Genomic DNA, 15,224 nt, shown 5'->3' with positions numbered 1-15,224 from the left:
ATGCGTTCCGCATCCACGCACTCCGCGACCGGCCCCAGCACCAACGCCTGGTCGCCCATGGACGGTCGCCCCGCCCAGCAGGGCATGTACGACCCGCGCAACGAGAAGGACGCCTGTGGCGTCGGATTCGTGGCGAACCTCACCGGCGAGGCGACCCACACCCTCGTCGAGCAGGCGCTGACCGTACTGCGGAACCTTGAGCACCGTGGCGCGACCGGCTCCGAGCCGGACTCGGGCGACGGCGCCGGAATCCTCTCCCAGGTCCCCGACGCGTTCCTGCGCGACGTGACCGGTTTCGACCTTCCCGAGGCCGGCGCGTACGCCGTCGGCATCGCCTTCCTCCCCGCCGACGGCACCGCACAGGCCGTCGCCGTGGAGCAGATCGAGGCCCTCGCCGCCCAGGAGAACCTCACGGTCCTCGGCTGGCGCGAGGTCCCGGTCACCCCCGACCTGCTCGGCAACGGCGCCCGCGCCACCATGCCCGCCTTCCGCCAGCTCTTCGTGAGCAACGGGACGACCGGCATCGAGCTGGACCGCAAGGCGTTCGTGCTGCGCAAGCGCGCCGAGCGCGAGGCCGGCGTGTACTTCCCGTCGCTCTCCGCCCGCACCATCGTCTACAAGGGCATGCTGACCACCGGCCAGCTGGAGCCCTTCTTCCCGGACCTCTCCGACCGCCGCTTCGCCTCGGCGCTCGCCCTGGTCCACTCCCGGTTCTCGACGAACACCTTCCCGTCCTGGCCGCTCGCCCACCCGTACCGCTTCGTCGCGCACAACGGCGAGATCAACACGGTCAAGGGCAACCGGAACTGGATGAAGGCCCGCGAGTCCCAGCTGGCCTCCGACGCCTTCGGCGAAGGCGCCCTGGACCGCATCTTCCCGATCTGCACCCCGGACGCCTCCGACTCGGCCTCCTTCGACGAGGTCCTGGAGCTGCTCCACCTCGGTGGCCGGTCGCTGCCGCACAGCGTGCTGATGATGATCCCGGAGGCCTGGGAGAACCACACCTCCATGGCCCCGGCCCGCCGCGCGTTCTACCAGTACCACTCCACGATGATGGAGCCCTGGGACGGCCCGGCCTGCGTCACCTTCACCGACGGCACCCAGGTCGGCGCGGTCCTCGACCGCAACGGTCTGCGCCCCGGCCGCTACTGGGTCACCGACGAGGGCCTCGTCGTCCTCGGCTCCGAGGTCGGCGTCCTCGACATCGACCCGGCCAAGGTCGTCCGCAAGGGCCGCCTCCAGCCCGGCAAGATGTTCCTCGTCGACACCGCCCAGAAGCGGATCATCGAGGACGACGAGATCAAGGACGAGCTCGCCGCCGCCGCTCCGTACGCCGAATGGCTGGAGACCGGCGAGATCGAGCTGACGGACCTGCCCGAGCGCGAGCACATCGTCCACACCCACGCCTCGGTCACCCGCCGCCAGCAGACCTTCGGCTACACCGAGGAAGAACTGCGCGTCATCCTCGCGCCGATGGCCCGCACCGCCGGCGAGCCGCTCGGCTCCATGGGCACGGACTCGCCGATCGCGGCCCTGTCCGAGCGCCCCCGGCTGCTCTTCGACTACTTCACGCAGCTCTTCGCGCAGGTCACCAACCCGCCGCTGGACGCCATCCGCGAGGAGCTCGTCACCTCGCTGCTGTCCTCGCTGGGCCCGGCCGGCAACCTGCTGGAGCCGAACGCCGCGTCCTGTCGCAGCGTCACCCTGCCGTTCCCCGTCATCGACAACGACGAGCTGGCCAAGCTCATCCACGTCAACGCCGACGGCGACATGCCCGGCATGAAGGCCGCCACGCTCTCCGGCCTCTACCGGGTCTCCGGCGGCGGCGAGGCGCTGGCCGCCCGGATCGCCGAGATCCGCGGCGAGGCCGACGCTGCCATCGAGGCCGGCGCCCGCCTGATCGTCCTCTCGGACCGTCACTCGGACGCCGAGCACGCGCCGATCCCGTCGCTGCTGCTCACCTCCGCCGTGCACCACCACCTCATCGCCACCAAGCAGCGCACCCAGGTGGGCCTGCTGGTCGAGGCCGGCGACGTCCGCGAGGTCCACCACGTCGCCCTGCTCATCGGCTACGGCGCCGCCGCGGTCAACCCGTACCTCGCCATGGAGTCCGTCGAGGACCTCCTGCGCGCCGGTACCTTCCTGACCGGCCTGGAGCCGGAGCAGGCCATCAAGAACCTGATCTACGCGCTCGGCAAGGGCGTCCTGAAGGTCATGTCCAAGATGGGCATCTCCACCGTCGCCTCCTACCGCGGCGCCCAGGTCTTCGAGGCCGTCGGCCTGAACGAGGAGTTCGTCGGCGCCTACTTCAACGGCACCGCCACCAAGATCGGCGGCGCCGGCCTGGACGTCATCGCCAAGGAGGTGGCCGCCCGCCACGCCAAGGCGTACCCGGCCTCCGGCATCGCGGCCACGCACCGCGCGCTGGAGATCGGCGGCGAGTACCAGTGGCGCCGCGAGGGCGAGCCGCACCTGTTCGACCCGGAGACGGTCTTCCGCCTCCAGCACGCCACCCGCAACCGCCGGTACGACATCTTCCGGCAGTACACGGACCGCGTGAACGAGCAGTCCGAGCGCCTCATGACGCTCCGCGGCCTGTTCGGCTTCAAGGACGCCGAAGGGGGTGGCCGCCCGTCGATCTCCATCGACGAGGTCGAGCCGGTCTCCGAGATCGTCAAGCGCTTCTCCACCGGCGCCATGTCGTACGGCTCCATCTCCAAGGAGGCGCACGAGACCCTCGCCATCGCCATGAACCAGTTGGGCGGCAAGTCCAACACCGGTGAGGGCGGCGAGGACCCCGACCGCCTGTACGACCCGGCGCGGCGCTCGTCCATCAAGCAGGTCGCCTCCGGCCGCTTCGGCGTGACCTCCGAGTACCTGGTCAACGCGGACGACATCCAGATCAAGATGGCGCAGGGCGCCAAGCCCGGCGAGGGCGGCCAGCTGCCCGGCCACAAGGTGTACCCGTGGGTCGCCAAGACCCGCCACTCCACCCCGGGCGTCGGCCTGATCTCCCCGCCGCCGCACCACGACATCTACTCCATCGAAGACCTGGCCCAGCTGATCCACGACCTCAAGAACGCCAACCCGGTCGCCCGCATCCACGTGAAGCTGGTTTCCGAGGTCGGCGTCGGCACGGTCGCCGCGGGCGTCTCCAAGGCGCACGCGGACGTGGTCCTGATCTCCGGTCACGACGGCGGTACGGGTGCCTCCCCGCTCACCTCGCTGAAGCACGCGGGCGGACCCTGGGAGCTCGGCCTCGCCGAGACCCAGCAGACGCTGCTGCTCAACGGGCTGCGCGACCGCATCGTGGTCCAGACGGACGGCCAGCTCAAGACCGGCCGTGACGTCGTCATCGCCGCGCTGCTCGGCGCCGAGGAGTTCGGTTTCGCGACCGCGCCGCTCGTCGTCTCCGGCTGCGTCATGATGCGCGTCTGCCACCTGGACACCTGCCCCGTCGGCATCGCCACCCAGAACCCGGTCCTGCGCGACCGGTTCTCCGGCAAGCCCGAGTTCGTCGTCAACTTCTTCGAGTTCATCGCGGAGGAGGTGCGCGAGATCCTCGCCGAGCTGGGCTTCCGCACCATCGAGGAGGCCGTCGGCCACGCCGAGCTCCTCGACACCAGCAAGGCCGTCACGCACTGGAAGGCGCAGGGCCTCGACCTGGAGCCCCTCTTCCACGTGCCCGAGCTGCCCGAGGGCGCGGTCCGCCACGCCCTCATCGAGCAGGACCACGGTCTGGAGAAGGCCCTCGACAACGAGCTGATCAAGCTCGCCGCCGACGCGCTGAACGCCGCGACGGCCGTGGACGCCCAGCCGGTCCGCGCCCAGGTCGCGATCCGCAACATCAACCGGACCGTGGGCACGATGCTCGGCCACGAGGTCACCAAGAGGTTCGGCGGTGCGGGCCTGCCCGACAACACCATCGACCTGACCTTCACCGGCAGCGCGGGCCAGTCCTTCGGCGCCTTCCTGCCCAAGGGCATCACGCTCCGCCTGGAGGGCGACGCCAACGACTACGTCGGCAAGGGCCTCTCCGGTGGCCGCGTCGTCGTCCGCCCGGACCGCGGCGCCGACCACCTCGCCGAGTACTCCACCATCGCCGGCAACACCATCGGCTACGGAGCCACCGGCGGCGAGATGTTCCTGCGCGGCCGCACCGGCGAACGCTTCTGCGTCCGCAACTCCGGCGCCCTGGTCGTCTCGGAGGGCGTGGGCGACCACGGCTGCGAGTACATGACCGGCGGCCAGGCCGTCGTCCTCGGCGAGACCGGGCGCAACTTCGCGGCCGGCATGTCGGGCGGCACCGCCTACGTCATCGACCTCGACCCGAACAACGTCAACGTCGGCAACACGGGCGCGGTCGAGACCGAACTCTCCGACACCGACAAGCAGTGGCTGCACGACGTGGTGCGCCGCCACGAGGAGGAGACCGGCTCGACCGTCGCCGCGAAGCTCCTCGCCGACTGGTCCGCCTCGGTGGACCGGTTCAGCAAGATCATCCCGACCACGTACAAGGCAGTGCTCGCCGCCAAGGACGCCGCTGAGCTGGCCGGACTCTCGGAATCCGAGACCACGGAGAAGATGATGGAGGCGGCGACCCATGGCTGACCCGAAGGGCTTCCTCACCACCGGGCGCGAGACCGCCTGTTCCCGTCCCGTGGCTGACCGCCTCAAGGACTGGAACGAGGTCTACGTTCCGGGCTCGCTGCTCCCGATCATCAGCAAGCAGGCCGGCCGCTGCATGGACTGCGGCATCCCGTTCTGCCACAACGGCTGCCCGCTCGGGAACCTGATCCCGGAGTGGAACGACTTCGCGTACCGCGAGGACTGGACCGCCGCGTCGGAGCGCCTGCACGCGACGAACAACTTCCCCGAGTTCACGGGCCGCCTGTGCCCCGCTCCGTGCGAGTCGGCGTGCGTACTCGGCATCAACCAGCCGGCCGTCACGATCAAGAACGTCGAGGTCTCGATCGTCGACAAGGCCTGGGACAGCGGCCACGTCACCCCGCAGCCCCCGGAGCGGCTGTCCGGCAAGACCGCCGCCGTCATCGGCTCGGGTCCGGCCGGTCTGGCCGCCGCCCAGCAGCTGACCCGGGCCGGCCACACCGTGGTCGTGTACGAGCGCGCCGACCGCATCGGCGGCCTGCTGCGCTACGGCATCCCCGAGTTCAAGATGGAGAAGGTGCACATCAACCGCCGCATCGAGCAGATGCGCGCGGAGGGCACCAAGTTCCGTACGGGCATCGAGGTCGGCCGGGACATCACGGCCACCGACCTGCGCAAGCGGTTCGACGCGGTCGTCATCGCGGCCGGCGCCACCGTCTCCCGCGACCTGCCGGTCCCGGGACGCGAACTGAGCGGCATCCACTTCGCGATGGAGTACCTGCCCCTGGCCAACAAGGTCCAGGAGGGCGACTTCATGGCCCCGCCGATCACGGCCGAGGGCAAGGACGTCGTCGTGATCGGCGGCGGTGACACCGGCGCGGACTGCGTGGGCACCGCCCACCGCCAGGGCGCGGCCTCGGTCACCCAGCTGGAGATCATGCCGAAGCCCGGCGAGGACCGGAACGCCAACCAGCCCTGGCCGACGTTCCCCATGCTGTACAAGGTCACCTCGGCGCACGAGGAGGGTGGCGAGCGGGTCTACTCCGTCTCCACCACCCACTTCGAGGGCGACGAGAACGGCCACGTCAAGGCCCTGCACCTGGTCGAGGTCGAGTTCGTCGACGGCAAGCTCGTCCAGAAGCCCGGCACCGAGCGCGTCCTCCCCGCGCAGCTGGTCACCCTGGCGATGGGCTTCACCGGTACCGACCAGGAGAACGGGCTGGTCCAGCAGTTCGGTCTGGCGCTGGACGCGCGCGGCAACATCGAGCGCGACGCCTCCTACACGACCAACGTCGACGGCGTCTTCGTCGCCGGTGACGCGGGTCGCGGCCAGTCGCTCATCGTCTGGGCCATCGCGGAGGGCCGCTCGGCCGCCCGCGGCGTGGACCGCTTCCTGACCGGCACCAGTGCCCTCCCGTACCCGGTCAAGCCGACGGACCGCTCCCTGATGGTGTAACGCCTCCCGCAGAACCCCCGCCCTCCGGGGCGGGACCCCTCATACGGCCCGCACAACGAAGTGCGGAACCCCGACACGGCGCCCGTCATGTCCCCGACCAGGGATGACGGGCGCCGTGGCGTTCGGGGGGCGGTCGGTCTTCCGGCCGGCCCCTCAACCGATCCGGATCTCGTAGCGCAACCGTTGGCGGCCGGCGGGCATCACCATCACGTCCGCTTGGATCGGCCGGTCCGCGGCGTCGTAGGTGGTGCGGGCGAGCCGCAGCACCGGTTCGCCGGAGCCGAGGCGCAGTTGTGCGCGCTCGTCGGCGCTCGGCATCCTCGCCGTCACGTCCTCGACGACCCGCACCCCGGTGTGCCCGAGGGCGGCGAGCAGGGTCACGGCTCCGCCGCGGATCTTCGCGACGCCGGCCAACGGGGTGCCCGCGGCGATGGCCACCGGGTAGTAGGTGTCCGTCAACTCGGTCGGCTCCCCGTCGAGTTCGATGATCCGGCGGCGCACCACGACGGGGTCCCCGGCGGTCAGGCCGAGGAGGAGGGCAGCGGCGTCCGGCGCAGGGACCTCCCCGGCGTGGACGATGCGCTGACCCCCGCGGCGGCCCGACGCCCGCGCTTGCGCCGTCCACGCGTCGCCGGCATCGGGCGCGCGAGGAGTCAGGTACGGCATCGACGTACTGGTCCACCCGTCGCCGCCCACACCGCTCACGCCGCCTCCCGGATGTCCGTCCGCCCTCGTGCCCACCGTACGCAACGCCGACGCGTTCGGGGCGGGCCGGGACACGCACCGGGCGGCGGGGCAGGGGGCTACTCCGGCTGGACGACCGTGGCGCCCCAGCGTATGGACGGGGACGAGGCCCTCACCTCGGCGACGAAGCCGCCCTTCAGGCCGGTGCCGAGGGGGACGGTGACGCGGGCCGGGGTGCCGGACGGGCAGTCCAGGGTGAACGGCGCCGGGTTACGGTCGGGGTGGTTCTCGAGGCGGAACGTGACCTCGATGCTGCCGCCGCCCTCGCAGGCGAACGTCGTGAAGCTGTCCAGCCACGGGGCCAGCCCGCCCGAGACGAAGCCGCCGTCACCGATCTGCTCCTGGACCCAGATGAGGCCGTCCGGCCCCGGGTAGCCGATGAGTTCCTCGTCCGCATGAGACTGGCCCGCCCCGAGCGTCATCGCCAGAGCGGCCCCGGCGGCCGCGAGCGTGACGGCCCGGCGACCCCTGAACGCGTGCGTGTACTTCATGAATTCCCCCGCGAGTTCGCCAACGTGTTCGACGTAACCCACGCTAACCGCCGCCACCGACAACGCCCTTGGAGTCCGACGGAAGCAGCCCCCCGCCGCGCCCCGCGCGGTGCACCGCCCGGTAGGCGGTCGGGGTCAGCGAGGTGCTGCGCCGGAAGTGGGTGCGAAGGGAGTCCGCCGTGCCCAGGCCGCTGCGGGCGGCGACCTGCTCCATCGGGAGCGTCGTCGTCTCCAGGATCTCGCGGGCCCGGTCCAGGCGCCGGTGCAGCAGCCACTGGAGGGGGCTCAGACCCGTCTCGGCACGGAAGCGCCGGGTCAGCGTGCGCACGCTCGTGCCCGCGTGCCGGGCCAGGTCCGCCAGGGTGGTCGGCTCGTCCAGCCGGGCCAGGGCCCAGGCGCGGGTGGCGGCCAGCGGGGTGCCGCGTTCGGACGGGAGCGGGGTCTCGATGAACTGGGCCTGGTCACCCGGCCGGACCGGCGCCGCCACCACCAGGCGCGCGGTGGCGTTCGCGACCGCAGCCCCGTGGTCACGACCCACCATGTGCAGGCACAGGTCGATCCCGGCCGACAGCCCCGCCGAGGTCAGCACGCCCCGGTCCTCGACGAACAACACGTCCGGCACGAGCGCGATCCCGGGGAACCGGCGGCGGAACTCCTGCGACATGTACCAGAACGTCGTGGCCCGCCGCCCGTCCAACAGCCCCGCCTGAGCGAGGACGAACGCCCCCGTGCAGATCGAGGCGACCCGCGCGCCCCGGGCGGCCGCCGCCCGCAGCGCGTCCAGCACCCGAGGGTCGGTGCTGACGCGATCGCCGGTCCCCGTCACCATCACGGTGTCGGCCCACCCGGTCGCCTCCAGCCCGTGCGCGATCAGGAGGTCCATCCCGCCCGACGTCGCCACCACGCCCGGCTCGGCCGTGCAGATCGTCACCTCGTACGCGGGCCGCTCCCCGACGAGCGCCGCCCCGAAGACCACCCCCGGGATCGACAGGTCGAACGTCGTCACGGGCGGGGCCGCGACGACCGCGACGCGGTGCGGGCGGAGGAACGCGGACATGGCTCGAACCTCCGGACTCCTGGCATTGCAGCCACTACCCTACGCTCCCGCTCCCGACGATGGTTGATCCACACCACGCGAACTCGCCCTCCCCGTAAGGAAGTACGGCCATGTCCCTGCACGTCGTCACCGGAGCCGGAGCGATCGGCACCGCCACCGCGCGCCTCCTCGCCGAAGCCGGAGAACACGTCCGCGTCATCACCCGCGGCGGCGGCGGACCCGAGCACCCGCTCGTCGAACGGATCGTCGCCGACGTCACCGACACGGAGCGGCTGACCGCTCTGTTGCGCGACGCCGACACCCTCTACAACGCCGCCGCCCCCGCCTACCAGTCCTGGCGGACGGACTTCCCGCCGATGGCCGCCTCGCTCCTCGATGCCGCCGCCCGGTCCGGCACCGACTACGTGATGCTCGGCAACCTCTACGGGTACGGCCCGGCGGACGGGCCGCTGAGCCCCGGGCAGCCCATGCTGCCGAACTCCGACAAGGGCCGGGTCCGCGCCGCCATCTGGGAGGAGGCCTTCGCCGCGCACCTGGCGGGCCGGGTCCGGGCCGCCGAGGTCCGGGCGAGCGACTTCCTCGGCGCCGACGTCCTCGGTCTCTTCCCGCTGATGGCCGTACCCGCCGTACTGGCCGGCGAGGAGGCCGTTCTGCCCGTCGGCCTGGACGCCCCCCACGCCTGGTCCTACGCCGACGACGTCGCCCGGACCCTGATCGCCGTCGGCGCCCGCGAGGACGGCTGGGGCCGCGCCTGGCACGTGCCGTCCACCTCCGAACTGTCCCCGCGGGATCTGCTGGCGGCCCTCGCCGAGACCGCCGGAGCGCCGACGCCCCGACTCAGGACCATGACCCCGCGCGAGCTCTCCGAAGCCGTCGAGGCGGACGCCCTCATGGCCGAGATCCCGGAGATGGCCTACCAGTACGCGCGGCCGCTCCTCGTCGACGCCTCCGACACCGAACGGCTGCTCGGCGTACGGGCCACCGGGCTGGAGCGGGTGTTCACGGAGTTGGTGACGAACGGGCGGCCAGAGCGGCCAGTGCGGACCGCGTCGTGACGCCCGTCTTGCGGTAGATGTGCGCGAGGTGGGTGTCGACCGTGCGCGGACTCAGGTAGAGCCGCGCGGCGATGGCCGGGGTCGTCAGGCCCTCCGTCACCAGGGCGGCGATCTGCCGTTCCCGCGGCGTGAGCCGGGGGAGCGGCTCCGCCGGCGGAGCCGGGGACGTCGGCTCCGCCGGCGGGAACAGGTCCGCGAGGCCCGTCAGCAGGTGGGCCCCGCCCGCCTCCGCCAGTCCTCGCGCCCGCCGCCACAGGGCCCCCGCCGCCTCCGGGTCACCGGCCAGGCCCGTCAGGGTGGCGGCCGTCAGCAGGGCCTGCGCCTCCCACAGGGTGGCGCCCACGCGCGCCGACTCCCCGGCCGCCCGTACGTAGTGCTCGGCCGCCGGGCCGGGCTCGCCGCGGGCCGCCAGCACGGCGCCCGTGCTGCGCAGCGCCGAGGCCCGCTGGGCGGCCAGCCCCAGACGCTCGGCGTCCGCAGCCGCCCGGTCGGCCCAATCCCGCGCCTGCGACAGGTCGCCCGCCGCGACCGCCGAGTGCACCAGCGCCTCCAGGAACAGCGGCCGCATCGTCGGCTGCAACCCCGCGAGCTCCGGGCCCCGACCGGCCCGCAGCATCGCGGACCGGGCCCGCCGATGGTCCCCGGCGTACAGCGAGGCGTAGCTCAGGACGCACCAGGCCAGCGAGGTCCACCAACTGCTGCGCGACCCGGCCAGCGCGACGCCCTCCTCGGCCGTCGCCAGGGCGGCGCCGTCGCCCGGTGGCAGGGCCGCCAGCATCACCTGCGCCTTGTTGCCGACGACCAGCGCGAGGAGTTCGTCGCTGCCGATGCCGCGGGCGATGCCCTCCGCCTCGTCGCACAGTTCCAACGCCGACACCAGCCGGCAGGAGTTCATGTGCACGACCGCCTTGCAGAGCAGGAGGTGCGGCAGCAGGTGGAGGGGGCCGACGCGACGGGCGAGGGCCAGCCCCCGATCGGCGTGCCGTTCGGCGTCCGGGTACCGGTCCAGGTAGAACTCCGTCCACGCCAGCCGGGCCAACGACTCCGACAGCTCCGGCAGTTCACGGCCGGCCAGCGCGTCGACGCGGGCCGCGGCCCGGTCGGCCAGCCGCCGGGCCCGGGCCGGATCCCCGCCGTACGTCTCCCCGAGGGCGGCCGTCGTCAGCGCCCCCGCCGCGGCCGGCTCGTTGCCCAGCCGCAGCGCCAGCCCGTAGGTGCGCAGTACGTCGCCCCGCACCTCGGAGTAGGCCAGCGCGTGCGGAGCGGACGAGCCCAACTCCAGTCCGAGGGCCAGCGCGTCGGCCGGCGCCGGGGACGGGCGGCGCGACAACTCGCGGCGCAGCAGCGCCACCGCCGCCCCGTAGTCCCCGAGGTGGCGCTCCATCGAGGCGCACAGGGTCACGGCGGCGGCCCGCAGCCCGCCGTCCTCGTCGGCGTCGACCCGCGCGATCAGCTCGTACAGCACGCTCCGGCTCTCCCGCAGCTCACCGCACACGCTCAGCGCGCGCGCCCGCCGCAGCAGCAGTTCCCGGCGCCGGGCGCGGTGTTCCGGGGTGTCCGGCAGCATCCCCAGCACCACCCCGAGCCAGTGGGCGCAGCTCGCGGGGGCGGTGGCCCGCGCTTCGTCGGCCGCCTCCAGCAAGGTCTCCGCCGCCCCGGGATCCCATCCCGTCAGCGCCCGCTCCACGTGGTGGGCGCGTACGGACGCGGACGCGTTCGCCCCGGTCAGCACGGCGGCCGCCCGCCGGTGCATACCGGTGCGCCGCCGGTGCTCGGTGTTCTCGTACACCACGGACCGCAGCACCGGATGCCGCAGGGACCAGCTCCCACCGGGCCCCGGCCGCAGCAGGTCCCGGCCGGTCAGGACGTCGAGGTCGGCGTCGAGGTCGGCGGCGGGGGCGGCGGGCGGGCCGGGCTCCGGAGCCGCACCGGTGAGCGCCAGCATCGCCGTGGTCGCCTGGTCGCCGAGCAGGGCCACCGCCTCGGCGGTACGGCGCTGGGCGGCGGTCAGCGGGGTCAGCTCGTCCAGCAGCAGGGCGCTCAGGCCGCCGGTCGGCACGGCGGGGCCGGCGGCCTGACCCTGGAGCAGCGCGAGGAAGTACAGCGGATTGCCGCCGCTCGCCGCGTACAGCCGGGCGGCCCGCGCGGGCGGCAGGGTCGGGGCGAGGCGCGCCACGCAGTCCCGCTCCGGGAGCGGCCCGAGGCCCAGTCGCAGCACGGCGCCGGTGTCGATGCCCCGCGTCAGCGCGGCGTCCAGCGAGGGCGAGGTCTGCCGGTCCCGCCGCGCCCCGACGACGATCACCGGGGCCGGAACGGGGTGGCGCACCAGGTGGTCGAGGAGTTCGAGGGACGCCGGGTCCGCCCAGTGCAGGTCGTCCAGGGCGATGAGCAGCCCGGTCCCGCCGCGCCGGCCCAACGCGGTCAGCAGGCGGGACGTCGCCCGGTGCGCGGCGAACCGGTCCGCGGCGGCCCCCTCCCCGCCGCCCGTACCGGGACCGGACCCGACCCCGGTGGCGGACAGGATCGCAGCCGCCGGCCCCTCGCCGGCCAGGCCGTGCAGCAGCTGCGGATCCAGATCGGCGAACGCGTCGGTGAACACCCGGAAGGGGATGTGCCGTTCGTACTCGGTGGCCCGTCCGCGCAGTACGGTCAGCCCGCGCCGGGCGGCCCGCCGGCACACCTCCGTCAGCAGTCGGCTCTTGCCGATGCCCGCCGCGCCGGTGAGGTCGACGATGCCCGGCGGCGCGCCGGCCCCCTCGATCACCGCGTCCAGCCGATCCAGTTCGGCCCCCCGGCCCACCAGTGGCGTCGTTCCGTGCAGCATCGCGCCTCCCCGGGGAAGGCGTTACCCGCAATCGCGTCCGGGGATACGTAGGCGGTCCTACGGATGCCGCCGCCCGGGCCCGGCCGGCAGCATCGGAAGGGTTCCCGGCCGCGCCCGACGAGGAGGCCGCATGCGCCGATTACCCGTGTCCGCCGTACCGTTCCTGGTCGTTTCGCTCCTGGCCGTCCCGCTCCTGGCGGCGACGGGCTGCTCGGGGGAGTCGCCGGCCGGGGCGACGCCGTCCACCTCCGCGACGTACGACCCCGCGACGCCGCCGGCGGTGACGCCCGCCGCGCCGTCCACCCCGAGCCCGTCGCTTACCTTCGCCTGCGTGCCCACGGCCGGCATGGACGACGCACAGCGCCTCCACTACCTCAAGAACCTGAAGCACGACGACCGCCCGTTGGACGGGGCCCTGTCCCTCACGGACTCCGGGATCCGGATCACCCCGGACCGGCAGCGCCGGTCCTGTGAACCCGTCCCGGTGAAGGTCAGCCACTTCCGGGTCTTCACGACCCGGTTCCAGGGGGAACCGGAACCCCGGACGACCCCCACGCCCCGGTTCACACTGCCGCCCCTGCCCGGGGCCGCTCCGACGACCCCACGGTTCCGGTACTCGTTCGCGTACGAGGCGATCTCCACGGTCGATGTCGTCGTCGGTCCCGAGGAGGGCCTCGCCACCGGCAGCAGACCGCCGGCCACGCAGAAGTGCGCGGGCACCCTGTCCGTCGCCCACGTCGGACAGGAGATCACCGAGGCGGACCTGCCGCAGGAGTTGGACTTCACCTCGGACACGCGGTTCGGCACGGCCTGGACCACCGTCGAGCTGTCCGCGGAACGGGTCCTCGACGCGGTGTTCCTCCCGCCGGACAACCCGGGACTGTGCTGACCGCGGGGCCGGTGGGCGGCGCACCACGGGGGTGCGCGCCGCCCACCGGCCCCGGCCGCCCGACGCGGCCCGGAGGGCCGGTTCGCTCGTGCGGGTGACGGGAACCCGCCCCCACCCGTCGCCGCGTCAGGAACCCCGCAACCGGCGGCCGTTCCCGCGCCGCGACCCTGGGGCCGGACGGACCATCCGCGCCGCCCACCGGCCCGGCCGGGCGACCGCGGACTCTGGTACCTCTGGGCCCCATGCCCTCCCGAACGCTGCTGCGCCGCCTGTTGGGCGCCGCCCTCCTGCTGCCCGTCGCGTCCCTGTCACCCGCCGTCACCGCCGCCGCGGACGAGCGGACCGTCGACTACCAGGGTCTGCGCCTGACGCTTCCCGCCGATTGGCGGGTCATCGACCTCGACCGGCATCCCGAGGCCTGCCTGCGCCTGGACGTGCCCACCCTGTACCTCGGGCACGCCGGCACCCAGAGCGAGTGCGCCGGCCGGGCCGCCGCCACCCGCGCCGACACCCTCCACCTGGAGCCGATCGCCGGGGCCCCGCCGCGCGCCGACATCCCCACCCTCGCCGTCGACGGGGGCCGGGCCCTGCCCCCGACCGAGGGGGACAGCAACGAGGTCCGGTACGCCCTGCGCCGCACCGGGGTGATGGCCACCCTCTCGTACGGGGCCGCGCCCGACACCGTACGGGCCCTCCTGGCGCGGGCCGTCGCCGCCGGCCGGACCCCGGCCGGGGCCGAGGGCGCCGTCGCCCGGCCGTGGCCGGCCGCTCCCGTGGTGAGCGCCGCCCGGGCCGCCGTCCGCGCTCCCCGCTCCGCCCAGGAGGCCTTCACCGGCGAGGGCTTCGACGCCTGCACCGCCCCGACCCAGCGCTCGATGGACAGCTGGCGGGCCGGCTCCCCCTTCCGGGCGGTCGGCGTCTACATCGGCGGCCGGGCCCGGGCCTGCGCCCAGCCGCAGCTGACGGCCGCCTGGGTCCGCCGACAGGCCGCCGCGGGCTGGCACCTGATGCCGATCTGGGTGGGCCCGCAGCCCTGGCACAGCAAGAGCACCGGGCTGTCGACCGACCCGTCCCGGGCGAACGAGCAGGGCAGGGCCGCCGCCGACGGGGCGGTGGACGCCGCCCGCTCCCTCGGACTGCCCGAGGGCACGGTGCTCTACAACGACCTGGAGAACTACTCCGACCGCGCGACCTGGGACGCCCCCTCGGTGGCGTACCTCGCGGCGTGGACGGTCCGGCTGCACGAGCGGGGCTTCCGCTCGGGGGCGTACGTGGCGGCGAGCTCCGGGGTCAAGGCGCTCAGCGCCCACTACCACCAGGCCCCGCAGGCCATGCCCGACGTGCTGTGGGGCGCGCAGTGGAACGGCGCGGCCTCGGTCTCCGACAAGGACATGGGCCTGTCCGGGCGCACCCCGCAATGGGTCGGGCCGCGCCGGGCCCACCAGTTCCGGGGCGACCACGACGCCTCGTACGGCGGGGTGACCCTCACCATCGACCGGAACTGGCTGGACGTCGACCCGGCCGCCCTCGGCCCCGTCGGCGGACTCCCGTCGCTCAGCTGACGGGCGGCCGGTCGCCCGCCGGGTCCTCGCGCGGCGGCTCGTCGTCGTTGCCCCGACGCAGGGTGCGCACGCCGCCCGCCGGGGTCCACGAGCGCACCACCAGGTCGTCGCCGTCCACGCCGATGCGGACCACCTCGGTCAGGTCGGCGTGGAAGAGGTGGAAGGGGTGCGGGCTCTCGGTCTCCTCGGCGTACCGGTGCAGCTCGGGCGGGTCGACGATCTCCACGGCCCGCCCGGAGATCCGTACGTCCCCGTCGGGCATCGTCTCGCCCTCGCCCGGGTTGGTGTGCAGGGCGAAACGCGGATCGCGCTGGAGGTCCCTGGCCTTCATGGACCCCGGCATCATGCCGAGCCACAGTTCGCCGCCGCGGAAGTCGACGTTGAGGCCCGCCACGCGGGGGGATCCGTCCTTGCGGAGGGTGGCGAGGACGTGGTGGGGGAACTGGGCGAAGCGGGCCCGGACGGCCGCAGCGAATTCGGGTTCCGCCTCTTCGAAGGCGGACCAGTTGTTCGTCGTCATCCCTCCATCAAAGCGCGC

General features: G+C 73.7%; 10 protein-coding genes. 5 read left to right on the top strand and 5 right to left on the bottom strand.

Annotated elements, in window-relative coordinates:
* The first annotated feature begins 57 nt into the window (after positions 1–57).
* Positions 58–4,611 carry a glutamate synthase large subunit gene (gene gltB / locus ACFY0I_RS24990; protein WP_388899907.1) on the top strand — a complete coding sequence of 1,518 codons (4,554 nt, stop codon included), beginning with the start codon at positions 58–60 and terminating at the stop codon, positions 4,609–4,611.
* Positions 4,604–6,064, top strand: coding sequence for a glutamate synthase subunit beta (locus tag ACFY0I_RS24985; RefSeq protein WP_388899819.1), 1,461 nt, complete (start codon positions 4,604–4,606; stop codon positions 6,062–6,064). The genes gltB and ACFY0I_RS24985 overlap by 8 nt, the downstream gene beginning before the upstream one ends.
* A gap of 153 nt (positions 6,065–6,217) precedes the next feature.
* Here ACFY0I_RS24985 and ACFY0I_RS24980 read toward each other — a convergent pair whose 3' ends face one another.
* The 3 genes from ACFY0I_RS24980 to ACFY0I_RS24970 all read right to left on the bottom strand — a co-directional run bounded on the left by ACFY0I_RS24980 (position 6,218) and on the right by ACFY0I_RS24970 (position 8,356).
* The gene (locus ACFY0I_RS24980; RefSeq protein ID WP_388899904.1) at positions 6,218–6,760 is read right to left on the bottom strand and encodes a GntR family transcriptional regulator; all 543 of its coding nucleotides are present in this window, start codon (positions 6,758–6,760) and stop codon (positions 6,218–6,220) included.
* A gap of 107 nt (positions 6,761–6,867) precedes the next feature.
* Positions 6,868–7,299 (bottom strand): hypothetical protein, encoded by a 432-nt coding sequence (locus tag ACFY0I_RS24975; RefSeq protein ID WP_388899817.1) that lies wholly within the window; start codon positions 7,297–7,299, stop codon positions 6,868–6,870.
* 43 nt (positions 7,300–7,342) lie between these two features.
* Positions 7,343–8,356 (bottom strand): GlxA family transcriptional regulator, encoded by a 1,014-nt coding sequence (locus ACFY0I_RS24970; RefSeq protein ID WP_388899814.1) that lies wholly within the window; start codon positions 8,354–8,356, stop codon positions 7,343–7,345.
* 110 nt (positions 8,357–8,466) lie between these two features.
* On the opposite strand from ACFY0I_RS24970, the gene ACFY0I_RS24965 reads away from it, so the two are divergent.
* Complete coding sequence (locus tag ACFY0I_RS24965; protein ID WP_388899811.1) at positions 8,467–9,411, top strand: NAD-dependent epimerase/dehydratase family protein; 945 nt, start codon at positions 8,467–8,469, stop codon at positions 9,409–9,411.
* Here the strand turns inward: ACFY0I_RS24965 and ACFY0I_RS24960 are convergent.
* The gene (locus ACFY0I_RS24960; protein ID WP_388899808.1) at positions 9,356–12,235 is read right to left on the bottom strand and encodes an ATP-binding protein; all 2,880 of its coding nucleotides are present in this window, start codon (positions 12,233–12,235) and stop codon (positions 9,356–9,358) included. The genes ACFY0I_RS24965 and ACFY0I_RS24960 overlap by 56 nt on opposite strands.
* A 130-nt stretch (positions 12,236–12,365) precedes the next feature.
* Here ACFY0I_RS24960 and ACFY0I_RS24955 point away from each other — a divergent pair, with 130 nt between their 5' ends.
* The gene (locus tag ACFY0I_RS24955) at positions 12,366–13,124 is read left to right on the top strand and encodes a hypothetical protein (protein ID WP_388899805.1); all 759 of its coding nucleotides are present in this window, start codon (positions 12,366–12,368) and stop codon (positions 13,122–13,124) included.
* Between the two features lie 242 nt (positions 13,125–13,366).
* Positions 13,367–14,686 (top strand): DUF1906 domain-containing protein, encoded by a 1,320-nt coding sequence (locus ACFY0I_RS24950; RefSeq protein ID WP_388899802.1) that lies wholly within the window; start codon positions 13,367–13,369, stop codon positions 14,684–14,686.
* Here the strand turns inward: ACFY0I_RS24950 and ACFY0I_RS24945 are convergent.
* Positions 14,679–15,206: a pyridoxamine 5'-phosphate oxidase family protein gene (locus ACFY0I_RS24945; protein ID WP_388899799.1), complete on the bottom strand. Its 528-nt coding sequence runs from the start codon at positions 15,204–15,206 to the stop codon at positions 14,679–14,681. The genes ACFY0I_RS24950 and ACFY0I_RS24945 overlap by 8 nt on opposite strands.
* Positions 15,207–15,224 lie beyond the last annotated feature (18 nt).

Origin of the sequence: Streptomyces sp. NPDC001568 (assembly GCF_042893755.1) — a bacterium.
Taxonomy (GTDB): domain Bacteria; phylum Actinomycetota; class Actinomycetes; order Streptomycetales; family Streptomycetaceae; genus Streptomyces.
This window is presented reverse-complemented; position numbering and strand designations above follow the sequence as displayed.